The following is a 17,495-nucleotide window of genomic DNA, read 5'->3' as shown; positions in this document are numbered from 1 at the left end:
CTCAGAAAGGACTTTCGCCATGACCGACCGTCCCTACACCAGCGTGTGGTCCGACCTGAACCAGGTCGAGTTCGCGCAGGGATTCCTCGACGCCGGGGGCTATCGCACCCGGTACCTGCACGCCGGCAAGCCCGGCCGTCCGGCCCTGATCCTGCTGCACGGGATCACCGGCCACGCCGAGGCCTACGTCCGGAACCTGGCCGCGCACGGCGCGCATTTCGACGTCTGGGCCATCGATTTCATCGGGCACGGGTACAGCGCCAAGCCCGATCACCCGTTGGAGATCACGCACTACATCGAGCAGGTGCTCGGATTCATGGACGCCATCGGAGTCGAGAAGGCTTCGTTCTCCGGCGAATCGCTCGGTGGCTGGGTGACCGCCCGCCTGGCCCAACAGCACCCGGAGCGGGTGCAGCGGATCGTGCTGAACACCATGGGTGGCACCATGGCCAACCCGACGGTGATGGAGCGGCTCTACACCCTGTCGATCGAGGCCGCCAAGGATCCGTCCTGGGAGCGCGTGAAGGCCCGGCTGGAGTGGCTGATGGCCGACCCGACCATGGTCACCGACGACCTGATCCGCACCCGCCAGCAGATCTTCGAACAACCCGACTGGCTGATGGCCTGCGAGCGGAACATGGCCCTGCAGGATCTGCCGATCCGTCGGCGGAACATGCTCTCCGACGACGACCTGCGCGCGATCGGGGCCCCGGCCATGGTGCTGTGGACGACCAAGGACCCCTCCGGACCGGTCGACGAGGGCCGGCGCATCGCCGGCCTCATCCCCAACGGCCGGCTGGCCGTGATGGACAACTGCGGCCACTGGCCGCAGTACGAGGACGCCGAGACCTTCAATCGCATCCACCTGGACTTCCTGCTGGAAGGAGCTGACCGGGCATGACCGCCGCCCTGCTGTCCATGTCGCACAGCCCGCTGCTCGACCACGTCGATCCCGGCCCGGAAGTCGCCGCCGCCGTCACCGGCGCCTTCGACCAGGCCCGCAGCTTCGTCCGGGACTTCGACCCCGACCTGATCGTCAACTTCGGTCCCGACCACTACAACGGGTTCTTCTACGAGCTCATGCCGACCGTCTGCATCGGCTACGACGCCGTCTCGATCGGCGACTACGGCAGCCAGGCTGGGCCGCTGAACGTGCCGACCGAGACCGCCAGGGAACTCGCCGGGTTCGTCCTCGATCAGGGCCTGGATACAGCCGTGTCCCTGCGGATGGAGGTCGACCACGGCGCGGTGCAGCCGCTGGAGCTGATGTTCGGCGACATCGCCGCCCAGCCGGTCATCCCGATCTTTCTCAACTGCGTCGCCCCGCCCTTCAGCCCGGTGCAACGAATCCGGCTGCTCGGCCGGGCCATCGGCTCGTTCTTCGCCCGGAGCGACCAACGGGTGCTCTTTCTGGCCTCCGGCGGCCTGTCCCATGACCCGCCGGTCCCGCGGATCGCCACGGCGACCCCCGAGCAGCGCGAGTTCCTGCTCGGGGGCGGGCGACACCTCACCGCGGCGGCCAGGGACGAGCGCCAGCAGCGGGTGATCAGCACCGCCCGCGACTTCGCCGCCGGCACCGCGGCCATCAAGGACCTGGCCCCCGAGTGGGACCGGGCCCTGATGGACATCTTGGCCTCGGGCGATCTGACTCCTCTGGACGCGTGGACGCCGGACTGGATGACCGAGGTCGCCGGCAACTCCTCACACGAGGTGCGCACCTGGATCGCCGCCTACGCCGCCCTGGGTGCGGTGGGCGAGTACGCGGTGACCTATTCGTTCTACCGGCCCATCCGGGAGTACATCGCCGGTTTCGGAGTCACCACGGCCACGCTGACCGGCTGACGGGTCGACCGGTTACCCTCGCCTGCGTCCCGGTCCGTCCGCAGGCAAGGAGCCCGATTCATGGCGCACGAAGTGCAAGGTGTGGTGTCGCTGGCCAAGGACGCCCCCGTCCAGCTGACCACGATCGTGGTTCCCGACCCGGGACCCGGCGAGGCGCTGGTCGACGTGCAGGCCTGCGGGGTGTGCCACACCGATCTGCACTACAAGCTCGGTGGCATCGGCGCGGACTACCCCTACCTGCTGGGGCACGAGGCCGCGGGCGTGGTCTCGGCGGTCGGTCCCGGCGTCACCGAGGTCGCTCCGGGCGACTACGTGATCCTGAACTGGCGAGCCGTCTGCGGGCAGTGCCGGGCCTGCCGGCGCGGGCGGCCCTGGTACTGCTTCGCCACCCACAACGCGCAGCAGAAGATGACCCTGGTCGACGGGACGCCGCTGTCGCCGGCGCTGGGTATCGGCGCCTTCGCCGACAAGACCCTGGTCGCCGCGGGCCAGTGCACCAAGGTGGACCCGCGCATTCCCCCGCAGATCGCCGGCCTGCTCGGCTGCGGCGTGATGGCCGGCATCGGCGCCGCGATCAACACCGGCGCGGTCACCCGCAACGATTCGGTCGCCGTGATCGGGTGCGGCGGGGTGGGCGACGCAGCCATCGCCGGCGCCGCCCTGGTCGGTGCCCACACCATCATCGCGGTCGACACGGACAAGCGAAAGCTCGAGTGGGCCAAGGAGTTCGGCGCCACTCACACCGTGCATCCGGATGACGGGGACGTCGTCGAGCAGATCCAGGACGCCACCGGCGGATTCGGCGTCGACGTGGCCATCGACGCGGTGGGCCGCCCGGAGACCTGGAAGCAGGCGTTCTACGGCCGCGACCTGGCCGGGACCGTCGTGCTGGTCGGGGTTCCCACCCCGACCATGCAGCTGGAGATGCCGCTGCTGGACTTCTTCGGCCGTGGCGGGTCGCTCAAGTCGGCGTGGTACGGCGACTGCCTGCCCAGCCGCGACTTCCCGGTGCTGTCCGAGCTGTACCTGCAGGGCCGGTTGCCGCTGGACAAGTTCGTTACCGAGACCATCGGAATCGGTGACATCGAAGCGGCTTTCGACATGATGCACGGCGGGGACCTGCTGCGGTCGGTGGTCGTGCTCTGAGCGAACCGGGCGCCGAGGAACGGGTCGGCCGGTCATCCCGCGGGCCCACGGCGGCCGCCGTCAGGATTGACGCACGACCAGGCTGCGGTCCCCGAAGCGGACGGTAGAGCCGTTCGGCACCGGCGTCGGCACCCCGGGGACACAGCGCAGATCCACCCCGGCGGTGACGATGACCACCCCGTTGGTCGAGTGCCGATCGGTGACCTGGACGCCGCCGGCGGCGACGTCCAACCGCAGGTGCGTCTTGGACACGCTGCGCGCGTCGTCGGAGACCGGCACCAGGGTCGCGGTCGACTCATCGGGGCCGATGCTTGGGTCGCGGCCCAGAACGAGCGGACCGTCCAACGGCAGGCAGCGGCCGTCGTCCAGCTCGAGGCGCCAGGTGAGCGCGGCGGTCGGCGGGGAGGTCGGCGGCGGGGTGACCCGCATCCGGGTGTGGTCCAGTCGCTGCTCGCTCGCACCGGCCGAGCCGAATCGGGGTACGGCCCGGATGACCGGACCGCTCGTCACCGGCTGCGACCAGGCCGGATCGGCCTCGGGGTCCGGTTCGACGGCCGGCGGGGGCCCTTCGCCCGAGACCCTGGCGGCCGGCATCGCCGTCGTCGGCGGAGTGGTCGACGGGACAGTCGCCGGGCGGTCGCCCCAGGTTGCGACCGGTCCGCTGGCCGCCGGCGACGCGGCCGGCCGGGACGGGGGCGGGATCGGCGGGAGGTCCCAGGCCGGACGGTCGTCCACGGCCGCCGCCGCCCGTCCCCACGCCGGGTCGGGGGTCGGCGCGGCCGGGCCGTCGACGACGGGCAGGCCCGAGCGGGACAAGTCAGCCAGCGACGGCGTCCGGCGCCGGGCAGCATCCGCGCGGTAGGCCGGCACCGCGTCCCGATCCAGCACCAGCGTGTCGCACGCCGCGTCCCACCAACCCCGACGCCGGCCGGAGGAGTCCCACAGCGGCGAGAAGCCGCCGATCCCGATCGTCACCCCGATGAGCAGGTTGCGCAGCAGCAGGCGAGCCAGTCCCAGGCCGGCCCCCGGGCGCTGGCCGGTCGATGCGCGGACCACGCGGATCCCCAGCAGCGCATTGCCCGGGCTGCTGCCCCGGGCGGCCATCACCCAGAGCACGACGAAGTACAGCAGCGGTATCCCGACCAGCAGCACCAGCGGCAGGGCCAGCGCGGGGGTCGATCCTGACAGAGCCTCGGTGATCAGCGCGAGGAACCCCAGGGTGCTGCACGCCGCCGGCACGATCCCGTCGATCAGGTAGGCGCCGACCCGACGACCGAAGCCGGCCAGGCCCGCGACGTCCACCGGCCCGCTGATCGAACCCGTTGCCGGGTCGGCCGTGTCGGTCCGGCCAGGCGCACCGCCAATGGTGCCGATCATGGTCGGCGGCGGCACCGGGGTGGACACCGTCGACGCGGCCGCGGGTGCCCCGCATCCGGCGCAGTACAGCGCGCCAGGCTTGACCACGGCGCCGCAGGAACCGCAGAACGAACCGGGGTTCACGGCGCCACCGGTTCGGCCGAGAGCGCCGGGGCATCACCGAGGTAGGTCAACTTGCGGGCCTGAAATCCCTGCGAGTCGACGACGGCGGAGCCGGGTCCGAAGAAGCCGGGCAGCGCCTGCTGGGTCCCGGTGAAGGCACCGGCGTCTTGCAATCGCTGAGCGTCGTCCTGATATCCGGGCATGTTGTGATTGTCCAACGGATTGATCGGGCTCGGACCCCATGACCAGTGCTCGTGCTGGCCGGGCGCCCCGGTCCGCACCGGCTCGGAATCGCCCAGCCACGACACCACGTCGTTGTAGTGGCGCAGCGCCTGGAACTGCACGCCGTCCGGCGGTGGGGTCAGGTCGGTGCCGGCGCCCGCGGTGAACACGCCCTGGACGTCGTAGCGGGCGGTGAAATCGGCATCCCGGGACAGTTGGACCGCGGTCAGGCCACCCAGACTGTGTCCGGCCAGCACGACCGGGGCGCCGGGCGGGATGCCAGCGGCATTCATCGCCTTCTCGACGGCGATGGACAGGGGCGTGTCGTCGTAGAAGCCGCCGACCTCCAGGTCGGACATCACGTCGGCCGGATTGTTGCTGCCCGGCAACCACTCCTGGGTGCCGGGGATGTAGACGACGTAACGGTCCTGGCCGTCGGCCCCCCGCACGGTCTGCACCTCGATGTGCCCGGGCCCGCCGTAGTTGGTGGCCAGGTTGTCGTAGACCGTGGTCACGTCGAGTTGACGGCCCGTTCCGTCGAGCAGGCTGGCCGCGGGAACCACGCCGGCCGTCTGCTCGACCAGCTCCCCGATGCCGGGCAGTCCGGCGAGAAGGTCGTAGTTCTGCAGGATCTCGCGGTCCAGCCACGGCTTGATCACGTCGTCGACGATGTCGCCGGCCGTCTTCGCACTCTGCCGGCCCAGGTCGTCCAGCGCCTCGCCGACGGCTGCCGCACCGACGGGCACGAGCGTGGCCAGGGAGACGAACAGATCCCCGGTGGCGCTGCCGATCGCATCCAGCAGGGATCGGCCGGTGCCGACGGCGTCCCGCCAGGCCTGCCCCAGCAGGTCACCCAAGCCCGGGGACCAGGTCGAGGACCGGGCGTAGAACAGTCCGGCGTCGGAGGCCCGGCGTTGCTGGTCGGCCTGATCCCGGACCTGCCGGGCGGCCTGGGTCAGCGACTGCGTGCAGTGCCGCAGCCCCGGGCGCGCGCCGTGGTGCCAGCGGAACCGGATGTCGTCGATGTCGGGCCCGTGCCAGCCGGCCAGGAACAGGCGCGAACTGGCCAGCCATTCGATGCGCCGGGTCTGCTCGGCCGCGTGGTCGAACGTGGCGGCGAGGCGGTCCAGCTCGTCCGGGTCGGCGCCGATCATGGTCATCGTGGCGCCCGATTCGGCTCGCCGGCGCCGACCACGAGGGCGACCCAGGACAGCAGGTCGGCGGGCCCACCGGCTCCCATCGCGGTCCATCCCGGTCCCGGTTCGGTGCTGCGGCTCAGCGCGGCCACCGCACCCGCGGGCAGCACGTCGTCCCGCCGGGCCAGCCGCCAGTGCTCGCCGGCGCGGACGCCGATCACCGCCGCCGGGCCGGCCCCGCCGCCGCGGTCGACGCGGTTCACCACGACCAGTCCCGAGGACGGCGCGTCGAGCAGCGCGGCCAGCATCCGCAGCACGCCCGCGTCGATCGGCACGCCGGGCCGCAATCCGGTGAACTCCCATACGCCCAGCGCCCGCCGGTTCACCACAAGCACCGCGCCGGCCCCCGCGACGACGTGCAGCACGTCAGCCCGGCCAGCCCCGGCCACGCCGATCTCCACCCAGCTGGTCGCCGCGGCCAGCACCAGTGCGGCCGCCGCGTTCTCGAGCGTCGGACGAATGGTGCCGTGCTCGATCCGCACACCGCCCCGCGCGGCCAGCGCGGCCCGCCCGGCCGCATCATCGGCCGGCAGGCGCAACCGCTCGGCGGCCAGCTCGTGGTCGCCCGGCGCCATCTGCAGCAGGTAGGCCAGCTCCTCCGAAGACAGCCGGGTGGTCGGGGTCCCGGCAGCCGCCGTCATGCCGGCACCTGCGCGAGCGTGCGCAACGCCGAGGCCCGGTCAGTGTCCAGATACGAGGATTCGGGAAGCTCGGGCGCGCCCGGCCGCGGCACGTCGACGGCGACCCGCCAGCGATCGGGCCCGGTCCGGATCACTGCCGCGGATCGCTCGCCCGATCCGCCGTCCGCCCGCACGACCGCGATCCGGTCATGGCCGCCGTCCAAGAAGGCGGTCGCCAGGGACATGACCATCTCCCGCGCACCGGAGGGCCGACGCAGCGCCAGGACGTCGAAGATGGCCAGTGGGCGGGGGATGAAGAGCAGGGTGACGTCGTCCTCGGTGAGCAGCAGCGCACCGTCGGCGACGTCAACGCCGATCAGGGCCAGCTCGGTCCAGGTGCTCGCGTGCGTGAGCACATACCCGACGAGCCCGGCGATCTCACCCAGCCGCAGCTTTCCGTCGGCCAGCTGCGCCAGCCCCCGCACGAGCAGGGTGGCGGCGCCCGCCTCGACGGCGTCACTGTCATCGGCCACGGCCGGCAGGTTCAGCCGCCGCAGATTGGCCCGAGCCGCGGCGGACGACTCGAGATCAAGCAGGTAGCGCAACTCGTGCGCGGTCAGGCTGGTCGGCGCGGCCGGTTTCGTCTCGGATCCAGGTGAACTCATCGCAGCTCCCGTGTTCTGCTCACCACGGCGCCCAGGCGGGCTTGCCGAAGATGCCGTCGACAAACCGCTTTCCCGCGTCCGTCGCGGAGCGGGCCAGGCCGCCGGCCACGTCCCGAGCCCGGTCGGCCGCCCATTCGCCGGCCCGGACGACGGCGTCGCCGGCTCCGGTCACGACGCCGCGGACCGCCGGCTCGTGGTAGGCAAAGCTGGCCAGCCCCACGACCAGAGCGCCGACCGCCAGTGCAGGGGCCGCACCGACGATCGCCGCAGTGCCCATGCCGACGGCGGCCATCGTGGCCAGACCCCCCACTGCGAGAGAAGCACCGCTGAGGGCCACCCCCCAACCGTCGCCGGTCGCCAGATCCTCGCCCAGTTCCTGTGCGTCGAACACCATCCCGGCCAGGCCGAATCCGACACCGACCCGACCGGCAACGCCGAGCGGCTCGTGCGGGGCATGGAGGAAGTCCGCGACCAGATCCTCGCTCCGCACGGCGCGCCGGGCTTCCTCGAAGGAGGTATGGGCGGCATCCCCGAGGGCGGTTACGTCACCCGCCCCCTGCCACCAGCCGGAATCGGTGGTGGCCAGGTAGGCGGCCATCCATCCGTCCCCATCCCCGCTGACCGCGCCGCCCACTCCACCGGCGCCGTCGAATCGGCCGACCGCCGGGACCCGGCCAGTGAAGCCGGACGCACTGGCCAGCTCCTGCTGGTCGGCATTGGCCCGCAGCACCCGGGCCGCCTCGTCGATGCCGGCGGCGCTGATCGTGATCGCCCGGCGGTGCCGGTCGTTCCAGTCGTGCCGGAAGCGCTCGACATCGCCGCCCTGCCAGGGTGCGCCGTGGATTCGCCAGGTCAGCTGGACCTCCACGGACCGCAGGGTCGCCGCCCTGGTGTCCAGCTCCGCCGCCAACGCGCGCAGCTCGTCGACGTCGGATCCGATCATGGTGCTCACGGCACCGCCCCCGATCCCCCGACCCCGCGTCAGGCGTTGGAGGCGTCGTCCTGCTGCTGGGCGTTGGTGGTGGCCAACGTGCCCGCGTCGCTGAGCGCCTGGGCGACCGTGTTCAGCGCGGTGACGTGGTGCGACTGCCAGTCGGCGACAAACCGCTCCCGGTCCGGACCGGCCCACGGCGCGTTCTGCACCCGCTGGGTCAGCGTCGAGACCAGGGTGGTGATGTCGGTGGATGCCTGGTGCAGCTGCTGCGCCAGGACGCGGACCTCGCCGGTATCCATTCCCTGCATGGCCATGGAGTTCACTCCCCTTCGTGCGGACCGCTGGTCCGCGATTGGTGGGCCGGCCGCTCCCCGCGGCCGTGGGTTCGAGTCTGTGCTGTCGGGTCGTTCCGGTCGATGGGGACGACTCCCCATCGGCCCGACCCCGGGCGGTTCGATCGCGCCGGTGACTCAGTCGGGCAACGCGATCTGCACCTTGCGGGTCTTGCCTCCTTCCACCAGCAGGCCGCGACCGGGCGGGAATTCGGCCCGGCTGATCCGCGGGAAACTCGTCCGGAAGATCGCGTCACCCTCGGCCTGGTCCGGCTGCAGGGCGAACCCGCGGCGCGCCGACCGCACCGCCTGCACCAGGGGCCAGGACTGCGACAGCGTCGAGGTCTCCGAGTCGGCGAGCAGCAGGTGATCGCTGATCTTGATCACCTTGACCAGTTCCTGCAGCGACATCTCCGCGGGGCTGGACAGAAAATCGGTCAGCCCTTCGATCACCACCAGGGCCGGCGCCGCGGTCGGCAACCGGCCGACCAGCGCGGCGGCCAGGTCAGCGACCGTCTCGGGGGTGTCGGCCACCTCGGTCCACCGCAGCTGCCGGGGCAGCGGAGAACGCCGGTGGCCCAGGTAGTACCGCTGCGCCGTCGGGCGCACCCGGGCGACCGCGGCGGCCAGGGCGCCGAGCGAGGTGGTGCGGCCCGATCCCGGCGGCCCGGCGAGCAGGAACACGCCGCTGGCCTCGATCGAGACCGGACCCAGGGTGTCGTCGGCCATGCCGATCATGACCCGCTCCCCCGCCGGCGAGCCCTCCGGCGCCCCGGCGCCACCGACGGCGACCACTTCGGCGGCCCGGACCGTCTCGGGCAGCCGGCGGATCGGCGGGGCGGTCACCGCCCCCCGGGCCCGCAGGGTGAGGGCGAGCTGGTCGATCGCCTTGGCCTGGGCGGCGACATTGGCGGCGCCCCCGAACACGGCCACCTGCAGGTCGTTGCCGTCCAGCACGCCCCGTCCGGGCGGCGAGGACGCGTCGAGCACGTCGGTGCCGGTGTCCAGCATCAGGTAGTCGGCCTCGTCCGCCAGCCGCAGCACCACCCGGCGTTGGATCGTCGACCCCAGCGCGGACGGCACCGTGGCCGGGCGGTCCGCGCTGACCACGAGGTGCACGCCGACCTGCCGTCCGTCCGCCGCGATCTGGGTGAACGCGGTGAAATGGTTCTGCCGGCCGGCGAACTCGTACTCGGCCCGGAAGGCGGCCAGCCCGTCGAGCAGCACGAGCACGCGGGCCTCGTCGTGCTGGCCGGTGAGCTGCCGGTACTCGGTGATCGAGCCGGCCCGGGCCGCGGCGAACCGGACGGCCCGTTCCTCGACCAGCTCCCGCAGGTAGCCGATCAGCCGGACGACCCGCTCACCGTCGTCCCCGGAGATGATCGAGCCGACATGCGGGAGCACCTCGAGCATCCGCAACCCGGCGGCCCCGAAGTCCAGCCCGTAGACCTGGCAGGGCCCGGACCGTGGGGTGATGCCGGCCGCGATGGCGACGGTGCGCAGCAGCGTCGACTTGCCGGCGCCGCCGGTGCCGTAGACGGCGAGATTGCCGTCCAGGTCCGGATGGAAGGCGACGGTGCGCTGCTCCTGCCGTTCCGGGTCGTCCAGCACGCCCAGGGTCAGCTCGTGGTCGCTGCGCTGGCGCAGGAACTGCAGGTCGTAGGTCGCGGCCAGTTCGGGCAGCCAGGGCCGGCGCGGGGCCGGCAGCTGGGCTCGCCGGGCCGCCTCGGACATGCTGGTGACCAGCCGGGCAATGTCGGTCGGCCCCAGGTCGGTGGCGGCCGCCGCGCCCGCGGGCGCCGGCTCCTCCCAGGCCCGGCCGGCGCCGAAGGTCAACTCGTGCAGCTCCAACTGAGCCCGCTCCGGGCCCTGCCCGGTCCAGCCGCCCACGTATCCGGTCTGGAACCCGGTGATCCGCCCCGGCCCGGTCTTGGCCGCGCCGCGCCCGGGGATGTCCGGTGAGAAGTCCGCCGCCAGCGGCGATCCCAGCACGTCGACGGAGTCGGCCTCGTCGGCCATGCGCAGCGCGACCCGCAAGTTGGTGTTGGCCCGCAGGTTGTCCTTGATGACCCCGGCCGGCCGTTGGGTGGCCAGGATCAGGTGCAGACCCAGGGACCGCCCGCGCTGGGCGATGTTGACCATGCCGTCGACGAACGCCGGCACCTCCTGCACCAGCGCGGCGAACTCGTCGACCACGATCACCAGGCTGGGCGGCGCCTCCGGATCACCGCGCCGCTGCAGCTCCAGCAGGTCCTTGGCCTTCTTGGCGTTGAGAATGTGTTCGCGGTACCGCAATTCGGCGTTCAGCGAGGTCAGTGCCCGGCGCACCAGGTGCGGGGACAGGTCGGTGACCAGGCCAACGCTGTGCGGCAGGTTGATGCACTCGGCGAACGCGGCCCCGCCCTTGTAGTCCACGAACAGGAAGGTCAGGGTGTCCGGGCTGTAGCCGGCGGCCAGGCCCAGCACCCAGGACTGCAGGAACTCGCTCTTGCCCGCACCGGTGGTGCCGCCGACCAGGGCGTGCGGCCCCTGCGCCCGCAGATCCAGGGTGAGCGGGTCGCCGGCTGCCTGCCCGACGACGGCCCGCAGGGTGAGGTTGCGGCGCCGCAGCGGGGTGCCGGGACCGCGCCGGACGATCGATTCGGATTCCTGCCACCGTTCCAGCACCGCACCGGGTTCGGCGGCCAGCTCAGGCCCGATCAGGGAGAGCAGGGCGAGGGAGCGGGGCAGATCGGAATCGTCCTCGACGCGCACCCCGGCATCACTTACCGGGGCCAACGCCCGGGACGCCGATGCGGCCGCCGCACCGTCCAGCGTCTCGCAGACCACCGGGGCGACCGCCGCGCCCAGCCGGACGAAACCGGCGACGACCGAACCGGTCCCGTCGTCGACGGCCAGGAAGGTCCGGCAGGCGGAGGGGAGTCGCTCCTGGCTGCCGGCCACCCAGAGCACGTGCACCCCGGCGGCCGGGCCGATCTCGGCCAGCCCGACCAGCCGGGCCCGCTCGACCGGGGCCGCATCGTCGACGATCGCCACGACCGCCGGCCAGGTCGGCTCGCCCGCGCCGGCCGAGCCGTCACCGGTGCGGCGGATGATCACCTCCTCCAGCTCGGCGACCAACCGCAGCCCGGCGGCGGCCTCGCCGGCCAGGTGCGGGCCGGACACCGGCGAGAACGCGGACCCGTGATGCGGCAACCACTTGAGCCATTCCCAGTCGGCCGTGGTGTCGGCCGAGGCGAACGCGACCAGGGTCAGATCGGCCGGCGAGTGCAGCCCGGCGAGTTGGGCGACGAGGCCGCGAGCGACGCCGGCCGCGGCCGGACGGGATCCGGCCACCCCGATGGACCCGGACTCGCGCAGGTCGCCGACCACCGGCACTCCCGGCACGAGCGCGGCATCGTCCCGGACCGCGGCCAGCGCCAGCCAGTGCCGGGCCTGGGTCCGGTTGCGCGGCGGCAGTTCGATCTCGTGCCGGCTGGGTTGGGTGCCCACCCCCAGGCGGACGGTCAGCATCCGCTCGTGCTCGCGACGGCGGGTCCACAGCAGCGGGGTCTGCCGGCGCATGGCATCCACCACCTCGGCCGTGGACGGGCATTCGGCCAGCCTCCCGACTCGCTCCCGGGCCAGCGCCTGCGCGATCTCCTGCCGGAGCTGCTGCACCGCCTGCGCGAACTCCCGGTCCCCGTCGCGCACCAGACGCCGGTTCTGGATCCGGTTGTCGATCCAGGTGCCGATCATGAACAGCGGGGACAGCCCGATGAACAGGATGGACAGGGCACTGCGGGTGAAGACGAACAGCACGACCCCCATCACCAGCGGGGCGATCATCGCGATCAGCGGGAACCGCTGCCAGTGCGGCTTCTCCGGCGGATCGGGGGCGACGAACCGCTCCCCGGGGAATGTCGGGTCGAGCCGGGGCGAGCGGTTGAAGTCGACGTCTGTGGTCTGGGCCAGGGCCGCGGCGACACTGCGGTGCACCGTGATGGCGATCGCCGTCTCGCCCAGGATCAACCGGTCCTGCGGCCGGACCACCGCCCGCGGGACCTGCGCGCCGCCGATGATCAACCCGTTGGCCGAGGCGGTGTCGACCACCTCGGCCACGTCGGTGATGGTGATCCGGGCGTGCCGTTTGGACACCAGGGGGTCGGTCAGCCGCACCTGGCAGCCGGCGTCGCGGCCGATCACGCTGGTGCCTTCGGCCAGGGGGAACTCCTGCCCGGCATCCGGCCCGGACAGCACGGTCAGGGTGGCCGCCGCCGCGCCCCGCTCACCCCGTGGCCCGGTGAACCGCTCGCTCACCGAGGTCAGCGAGACCAGCGATCCCGAGCGCAGACCGCTGACCGACAGCGGCAGATCGGCGGCCAGCACGGTGCTCTGGCCCGAGGTACTGGTCCCCGAGTGCACCCGCAGACTCAACCGGGAACCGCTCACCGGATCCCCGGCCGCGCTGACCCCGGGGGCACCGGCGTCCCGGCGGAACTCCCGGTCCGGGTCGCACCGGTCCAGGGCCGCGGCCAGATCGCCGACGGTGACCGTGGCATCCACGGTGGCGGCCAGATCGACGGCCGGCCGGCCGCTGCGGGCGAGCGAGAACTTCAGTCTCATCGCCGGCCCCCGGTCCGGCCCGACCGGCGCAGCGAACGCAGCGACAGCGCCGCCCGCAGCCGCCGCCACCGGCTGCGGCCGCTGCTCAGGCCGAGCACCGCGGCGTCCACATCGGCCCAGAACTGCCGTGCCTGCCCGTCATCGAGCTCCTCCGGTCCGAACACCCGGGCGTCCGCGCGCCGGGCCAACAGCACGGTGGACCCACCGAAGGTGGCATCCAGGTCGGCCGCCGTCTCCGTGCGGGTGCGCCCGGACGCCGCCCCGTAGCCGAGATCGGTGGCCACGTCGACGATCTGATCCCAGCCACCGGCGAACCGGTCGGCGACGACGGCCGCCTCCTGCCGCCGCCGACGCCGCCGGGCCTTGAGCCAGAGGATCAGCGCGATCGGGCCACCGATCACCAGCAACGCACTGCCCACCCAGGCGGTGACCAGCAGGATGGTGCGGACCACCGCACCGGAGTCCGAGGCGTCGTCGTTCTGGTTGTCCTGGTCGTTCTGATCGTTCTGGCTGCGGTTGACCTCGTCCGTGGTGATCTCCTGCGGCGGCTGCGGGGGCGGTGGCGGCTGCAGCACCTGGGCCCGCGGGGCGACCTCGGGTTCGGGGTCGGGTTGCTGCTCGATCCGCTGATCGTCGGGGGTGGGGTCGAAGGCCACCCAGCCGACGCCCTGGAACGGCACCTCGACCCAGGCGGTGGCGTCGCCGCCGCGGACCGTCCAGGTCTGGCCGTCCGCGAGCACCGGGCTGCCCTGATCGTCGGTCGGCGGCGCGAATCCCATCACCACCCGGGCGGGGATGCCCTGGGCGCGCAGCATCAGGGCCATCGTCGGGGCGAACTGTTCCTGGTCACCGACCATCACCTGGTCACCGACCAGCGCGGACAGCCGGTCCAGGCCGTGCCCGGAGGCCGACGGCTCCTCGCCCTGGGTGCCGTGCGAGAGGAAACCCTGGTCGGCCAGGCCCTTGCGGATGGCCGCGATCTTCTCCTGGGGCGTGGTCGCGTTCTCGGTGAGCCGGCCGGCCATCGCGACGATGTCGTCGCTGATCTTGCCGGGGGACGGCAGCGTGACCGGCTCGATCGGCGTCGAGCTCAGGTCCAGCTGATCGGCCATCGGAGTGGTCAGCACCTGCGCGCGGTACCCGTCCGCGGCGGCCAGCCCGCCCACGACGACACCGGTGGCGTTGCCCGGCGAGTATCGGAACGCGTCCTGCAGGGTGGCCGACCGGGCCCCGTCCGGGTCGAACTGCAATGAGGTCAGGCTGCCGCCCAACGGCAGGAACACCCCCCGGTAGTCCTCGATGCTCACCTGGACCGTCGCCGCCCGGGCCGCGGACGACGGCGGCTGACCGGAGATCTCGTCGCCGACCTTGCGGAACGGATCGAGCGCACTGGAGGTGGCGTAGGCGACGCCGTCGTAGTCGTCCATCGCGGCGACCCGGACCCGGGCGCCCGCGGGCAACCCGGTGATGGTGAACAGGTCGGCGTCACGCTGGTCCTTGAAGTACTTGCGGAACCCGGCCAGCGGGCTCGGGTACTGCTGCGGGTCGAACGGGGGCTGCACCACCTCGCGCAGCGCGAACCGCGGGCCCACGTCGGCCTGCGGTCCCAGGACGAACCCGGCGACCACCGCGGCGGCCAACACCACCAGCGCGGACACCGGACGGCGCAGGTCGAGTCCACCGCCGGCGCTCCGGCCGCGCCAGGACGCCCAGGCCAGGCCGCCCAGGGCTACCCCCAGCCCGGCCAGTAGCGGCAGCCACGGCGAGCTCGCTCCGAACAGGGCGGCCACCACCAGCATGGTCAGCGGTGCGACCAGGGCCCACCAGGCCCGGCGGGCGGTCCGGGCCCGCACCGCGATACTCGTCCCGACCGCCGCGGTGACCAGCGCGGTCAGGTACACCGGGATCATCAGCGCCCCGGAGGTGCCGACCGGCACCGCAACCGTCAGCAGCTGCCGCCAGGAGCTGACCACGCCGACGGTGAGCAGCCGCAACGACTCGATGCCCGGCAGCACCCCGCCGATCGCGCTGGCCGGAACCGCCAACGCGGCCCCGAACAGCAGGTACCCGGCGGCAACGGCCAGCCCGGTGCCCCACCACGGCCAGCGCCGCCGGGCGGCCAGCACCGCGACCCCGGCGCCGACCAGCGCACCACCGGCAGCGGCCACCCACCACCGGGTTCCGCCGTAGGCGCCGCCGAAGGCGGCAGCGGCCAGCACGACCAGGACGGCGATCACCACGGCGTCGACGGTGGCCGCGGCCAGCGGGCGGGTCGCCGCCCTCATCCGCGGGCCTTGCGCAGGGTGACCGGCAGCTTGTCCAGGGCGCCGACCGTGACGACGGTGAGACCGGAGATCCGGCGCACCGACGGCGCCACGCCCGGGACCGCGCGGACCGCGATCACCCGCACGCCCACCGGCAGCGCCGCCCCGGCCTGCCGGATCTGCGCCGGGGTGGGGGTGGATCCGCAGAGCAGGAACACGATGGAGACGTCCGGGGTCAGCTCGGCGACCCGGCGGGCGGTGGCCACGATGCCGACCTCCAGGTCGGCCGTGCGAGCCGGCCGGTCGTCGATCTGGACGCCGGCCAGCCGGTCCAGGGTGCGCCGCGCGGGGCCGGCCGGCACCGGGGTGCCGCCGGCGACGACCGTGAGCTCCCGGCTCTCCTTGGCCGCCTGCACGACGACGGATGCACCGGCCTCCACCGCCAGCTCGAACTCGTCCGGGTCGGCGTACTCGGCGGCGTCGGTGGACAGTGCCACCGCGATGTGCGAGCGGCGGGTCTCTTCGAACTGGCGCACCATCAGCGCGCCGGACCGGGCCGAGGTCCGCCAGTGGATGTAGCGGCGGTCGTCGCCGGGGACGTATCCGCGCAGCGCATGGAAGGACACGTCGTCGTTGGACAGGTCGTCGGTGGGCTGGCCCTCCAGGTCCTTGAAGAACCCGGCCACCGCCCCGGACAACGACGTCGTCCGCGGGTGCACGTACAGCAGCTGCGGGTCGGTCCAGCGCACCTCCCGGCGGACCAGGCCGAACGCGTCGCCACGGACCGAGCGGGCCGGTCCCACCGCGATGACGGCCCGACGCTGGGTGGGCACCACGAACAGGTCCTCGTGCTGCTCGGCCGGGCGCAGGGCCGGGATGGCCAGGCGCCCCACGCCGTCACCGACCGGCAGCTCCATTCGGGACGGCAGCAGCGCCCGAGAGGCGGTGCTGGTCACCACGATCCGGCCGGACGCCGGCTCGCCGACGACGACCCGCCGGGTGCGCAGGTCGATCTCGACCCGGTACCGGGCCCGCCCGATCGAGAACAGCAGGGCCGCCAGCAACGCGGCCAGCAATGCCGACCCGGCGATCGCGCATTCGACCCACCCGCCGCCGAAGGCCAGCAGGAACAACGCCACGGCGGCGCCCAGCACCGACCAGCCCAGCGGGGTGATGATCCCGCGGGCCTGGCGCAGGGTCACGAGGACACGCCCCGCCGCTCCGGCGGGGCGATGTCGGCCAGGATCTGGCCGAGCACGTCGGCCACCGTGCTGCCGGCGAACTCGGCCTCCGCGTCGAGCAGGATCCGGTGCGCCAGCACGGGTTCGGCCAACGCCTTCACGTCGTCGGGGGTGACGAAGTGCCGCCCGTGGGCCGCCGCCCAGGTCCGGCTGGCCCGCAGCAACGCCAGGCAGCCGCGGACCGACACGCCCAGGCTGGTCAGGGGCGAGGTGCGGGTCTGCTCGGCGATCTGGGCGACGTAGTCCAGCACCGACGGGTCGACGTGCACGGTGGCGGCCAGCTCGACCATGTCGACCACCGCGGTCGGGGTGATCAGCGGGGTGATCTGCGGCTGGTGGCTGCGGGTGTGCGCGGCGGCCAGGATCTCCACCGTCGCCGCGTGGTCCGGGTAGCCCAGCGAGGTCTTGATCAGGAACCGGTCCAGTTGCGCCTCGGGCAACCGGTAGGTGCCGGCGTGCTCGATCGGGTTCTGGGTGGCGATCACCATGAACGGGTTGCCGACCGAGTGGGAGACGCCGTCGACGGTGACCTTGGCCTCCTCCATCACCTCCAGCAGCGCCGACTGGGTCTTGGGCGAGGCCCGGTTGATCTCGTCGGCCAGCACGATCGAGGAGAAGATCGGGCCCTTGTGGAACTCGAAGCGCTTGGTCGCCTGGTCGTAGATCGTCACCCCGGTGACGTCGCTGGGCAGCAGGTCCGGGGTGAACTGGATCCGGGAGCTGGTGCCCTGCACCGTGTCCGCCAGTGCCCGGGCCAGCGAGGTCTTCCCGGTGCCCGGGTAGTCCTCCAGCAGCAGGTGACCCTCGGACAGCAGGCAGGTCACGGCCAGGCCGATCGGCCGGGGCTTGCCGCGCACGGCCAGGCCGACGTTGGCCACCAGCTTGCCGAAGGTCTCGGCGAACCAGGACGCGTGTTCCGGGGTCATGCTCATTGCTGTTCTCCTGCAGT

General features: G+C 72.9%; 13 protein-coding genes. 3 read left to right on the top strand and 10 right to left on the bottom strand.

Annotation, left to right across the window (positions count from 1 at the left end; translation table 11 throughout):
• The first annotated feature begins 19 nt into the window (after window positions 1-19).
• Genes NAMU_RS06710 through NAMU_RS06700 form a run of 3 tightly spaced genes read left to right on the top strand, consistent with a single transcriptional unit; the run spans window position 20 to window position 2,988 of the window.
• Window positions 20-901: an alpha/beta fold hydrolase gene (locus NAMU_RS06710; RefSeq protein WP_015746653.1), complete on the top strand. Its 882-nt coding sequence runs from the start codon at window positions 20-22 to the stop codon at window positions 899-901.
• Entirely contained in the window at window positions 898-1,842 is a 945-nt protein-coding gene (locus NAMU_RS06705; RefSeq protein ID WP_015746652.1) for a 3-carboxyethylcatechol 2,3-dioxygenase, read from the top strand. Before NAMU_RS06710 ends, NAMU_RS06705 begins: the two co-directional genes overlap by 4 nt.
• 60 nt (window positions 1,843-1,902) lie before the next feature.
• Window positions 1,903-2,988, top strand: coding sequence for an S-(hydroxymethyl)mycothiol dehydrogenase (locus NAMU_RS06700; protein ID WP_015746651.1), 1,086 nt, complete (start codon window positions 1,903-1,905; stop codon window positions 2,986-2,988).
• A gap of 60 nt (window positions 2,989-3,048) precedes the next feature.
• Here NAMU_RS06700 and NAMU_RS06695 read toward each other — a convergent pair whose 3' ends face one another.
• The 10 genes from NAMU_RS06695 to NAMU_RS06650 all read right to left on the bottom strand — a co-directional run bounded on the left by NAMU_RS06695 (window position 3,049) and on the right by NAMU_RS06650 (window position 17,478).
• On the bottom strand, window positions 3,049-4,488 hold the full coding sequence (locus NAMU_RS06695) for an RDD family protein (protein WP_015746650.1): 1,440 nt from the start codon (window positions 4,486-4,488) through the stop codon (window positions 3,049-3,051).
• Window positions 4,485-5,849: an alpha/beta hydrolase gene (locus tag NAMU_RS06690; RefSeq protein WP_015746649.1), complete on the bottom strand. Its 1,365-nt coding sequence runs from the start codon at window positions 5,847-5,849 to the stop codon at window positions 4,485-4,487. Before NAMU_RS06690 ends, NAMU_RS06695 begins: the two co-directional genes overlap by 4 nt.
• Window positions 5,846-6,526 (bottom strand): hypothetical protein, encoded by a 681-nt coding sequence (locus NAMU_RS06685; protein WP_015746648.1) that lies wholly within the window; start codon window positions 6,524-6,526, stop codon window positions 5,846-5,848. Before NAMU_RS06685 ends, NAMU_RS06690 begins: the two co-directional genes overlap by 4 nt.
• Window positions 6,523-7,170 (bottom strand): hypothetical protein, encoded by a 648-nt coding sequence (locus tag NAMU_RS06680; RefSeq protein ID WP_015746647.1) that lies wholly within the window; start codon window positions 7,168-7,170, stop codon window positions 6,523-6,525. Before NAMU_RS06680 ends, NAMU_RS06685 begins: the two co-directional genes overlap by 4 nt.
• 19 nt (window positions 7,171-7,189) lie before the next feature.
• On the bottom strand, window positions 7,190-8,113 hold the full coding sequence (locus NAMU_RS06675; protein WP_015746646.1) for a hypothetical protein: 924 nt from the start codon (window positions 8,111-8,113) through the stop codon (window positions 7,190-7,192).
• Between the two features lie 38 nt (window positions 8,114-8,151).
• The gene (locus NAMU_RS06670) at window positions 8,152-8,418 is read right to left on the bottom strand and encodes a hypothetical protein (protein WP_015746645.1); all 267 of its coding nucleotides are present in this window, start codon (window positions 8,416-8,418) and stop codon (window positions 8,152-8,154) included.
• Between the two features lie 156 nt (window positions 8,419-8,574).
• Complete coding sequence (locus NAMU_RS06665) at window positions 8,575-13,041, bottom strand: FtsK/SpoIIIE domain-containing protein (protein WP_015746644.1); 4,467 nt, start codon at window positions 13,039-13,041, stop codon at window positions 8,575-8,577.
• Window positions 13,038-15,326 (bottom strand): transglutaminase-like domain-containing protein, encoded by a 2,289-nt coding sequence (locus NAMU_RS06660; RefSeq protein ID WP_015746643.1) that lies wholly within the window; start codon window positions 15,324-15,326, stop codon window positions 13,038-13,040. Before NAMU_RS06660 ends, NAMU_RS06665 begins: the two co-directional genes overlap by 4 nt.
• Window positions 15,323-16,507 (bottom strand): DUF58 domain-containing protein, encoded by a 1,185-nt coding sequence (locus tag NAMU_RS06655; protein ID WP_015746642.1) that lies wholly within the window; start codon window positions 16,505-16,507, stop codon window positions 15,323-15,325. Before NAMU_RS06655 ends, NAMU_RS06660 begins: the two co-directional genes overlap by 4 nt.
• Window positions 16,504-17,478: an AAA family ATPase gene (locus NAMU_RS06650; protein ID WP_015746641.1), complete on the bottom strand. Its 975-nt coding sequence runs from the start codon at window positions 17,476-17,478 to the stop codon at window positions 16,504-16,506. Before NAMU_RS06650 ends, NAMU_RS06655 begins: the two co-directional genes overlap by 4 nt.
• Between the last annotated feature and the right edge of the window lie 17 nt (window positions 17,479-17,495).

The organism is Nakamurella multipartita DSM 44233, from assembly GCF_000024365.1.
Classification (GTDB): Bacteria; Actinomycetota; Actinomycetes; order Mycobacteriales; family Nakamurellaceae; genus Nakamurella; species Nakamurella multipartita.
The sequence above is the reverse complement of the archived record's forward strand: the minus strand, read 5'-3'. Positions and strand labels throughout refer to the sequence as shown.

What these genes read in the sequence shown, in the direction of transcription:
- NAMU_RS06670 (WP_015746645.1), bottom strand. Translation starts at nt 8,418, where the DNA reads ATGGCCATGCAGGGAATGGATACCGGCGAGGTCCGCGTCCTGGCGCAG.
- NAMU_RS06700 (WP_015746651.1), top strand. Translation starts at nt 1,903, where the DNA reads ATGGCGCACGAAGTGCAAGGTGTGGTGTCGCTGGCCAAGGACGCCCCC.
- NAMU_RS06680 (WP_015746647.1), bottom strand. Translation starts at nt 7,170, where the DNA reads ATGAGTTCACCTGGATCCGAGACGAAACCGGCCGCGCCGACCAGCCTG.
- NAMU_RS06710 (WP_015746653.1), top strand. Translation starts at nt 20, where the DNA reads ATGACCGACCGTCCCTACACCAGCGTGTGGTCCGACCTGAACCAGGTC.
- NAMU_RS06665 (WP_015746644.1), bottom strand. Translation starts at nt 13,041, where the DNA reads ATGAGACTGAAGTTCTCGCTCGCCCGCAGCGGCCGGCCGGCCGTCGAT.
- NAMU_RS06705 (WP_015746652.1), top strand. Translation starts at nt 898, where the DNA reads ATGACCGCCGCCCTGCTGTCCATGTCGCACAGCCCGCTGCTCGACCAC.
- NAMU_RS06660 (WP_015746643.1), bottom strand. Translation starts at nt 15,326, where the DNA reads ATGAGGGCGGCGACCCGCCCGCTGGCCGCGGCCACCGTCGACGCCGTG.
- NAMU_RS06690 (WP_015746649.1), bottom strand. Translation starts at nt 5,849, where the DNA reads ATGACCATGATCGGCGCCGACCCGGACGAGCTGGACCGCCTCGCCGCC.
- NAMU_RS06650 (WP_015746641.1), bottom strand. Translation starts at nt 17,478, where the DNA reads ATGAGCATGACCCCGGAACACGCGTCCTGGTTCGCCGAGACCTTCGGC.
- NAMU_RS06685 (WP_015746648.1), bottom strand. Translation starts at nt 6,526, where the DNA reads ATGACGGCGGCTGCCGGGACCCCGACCACCCGGCTGTCTTCGGAGGAG.
- NAMU_RS06675 (WP_015746646.1), bottom strand. Translation starts at nt 8,113, where the DNA reads ATGATCGGATCCGACGTCGACGAGCTGCGCGCGTTGGCGGCGGAGCTG.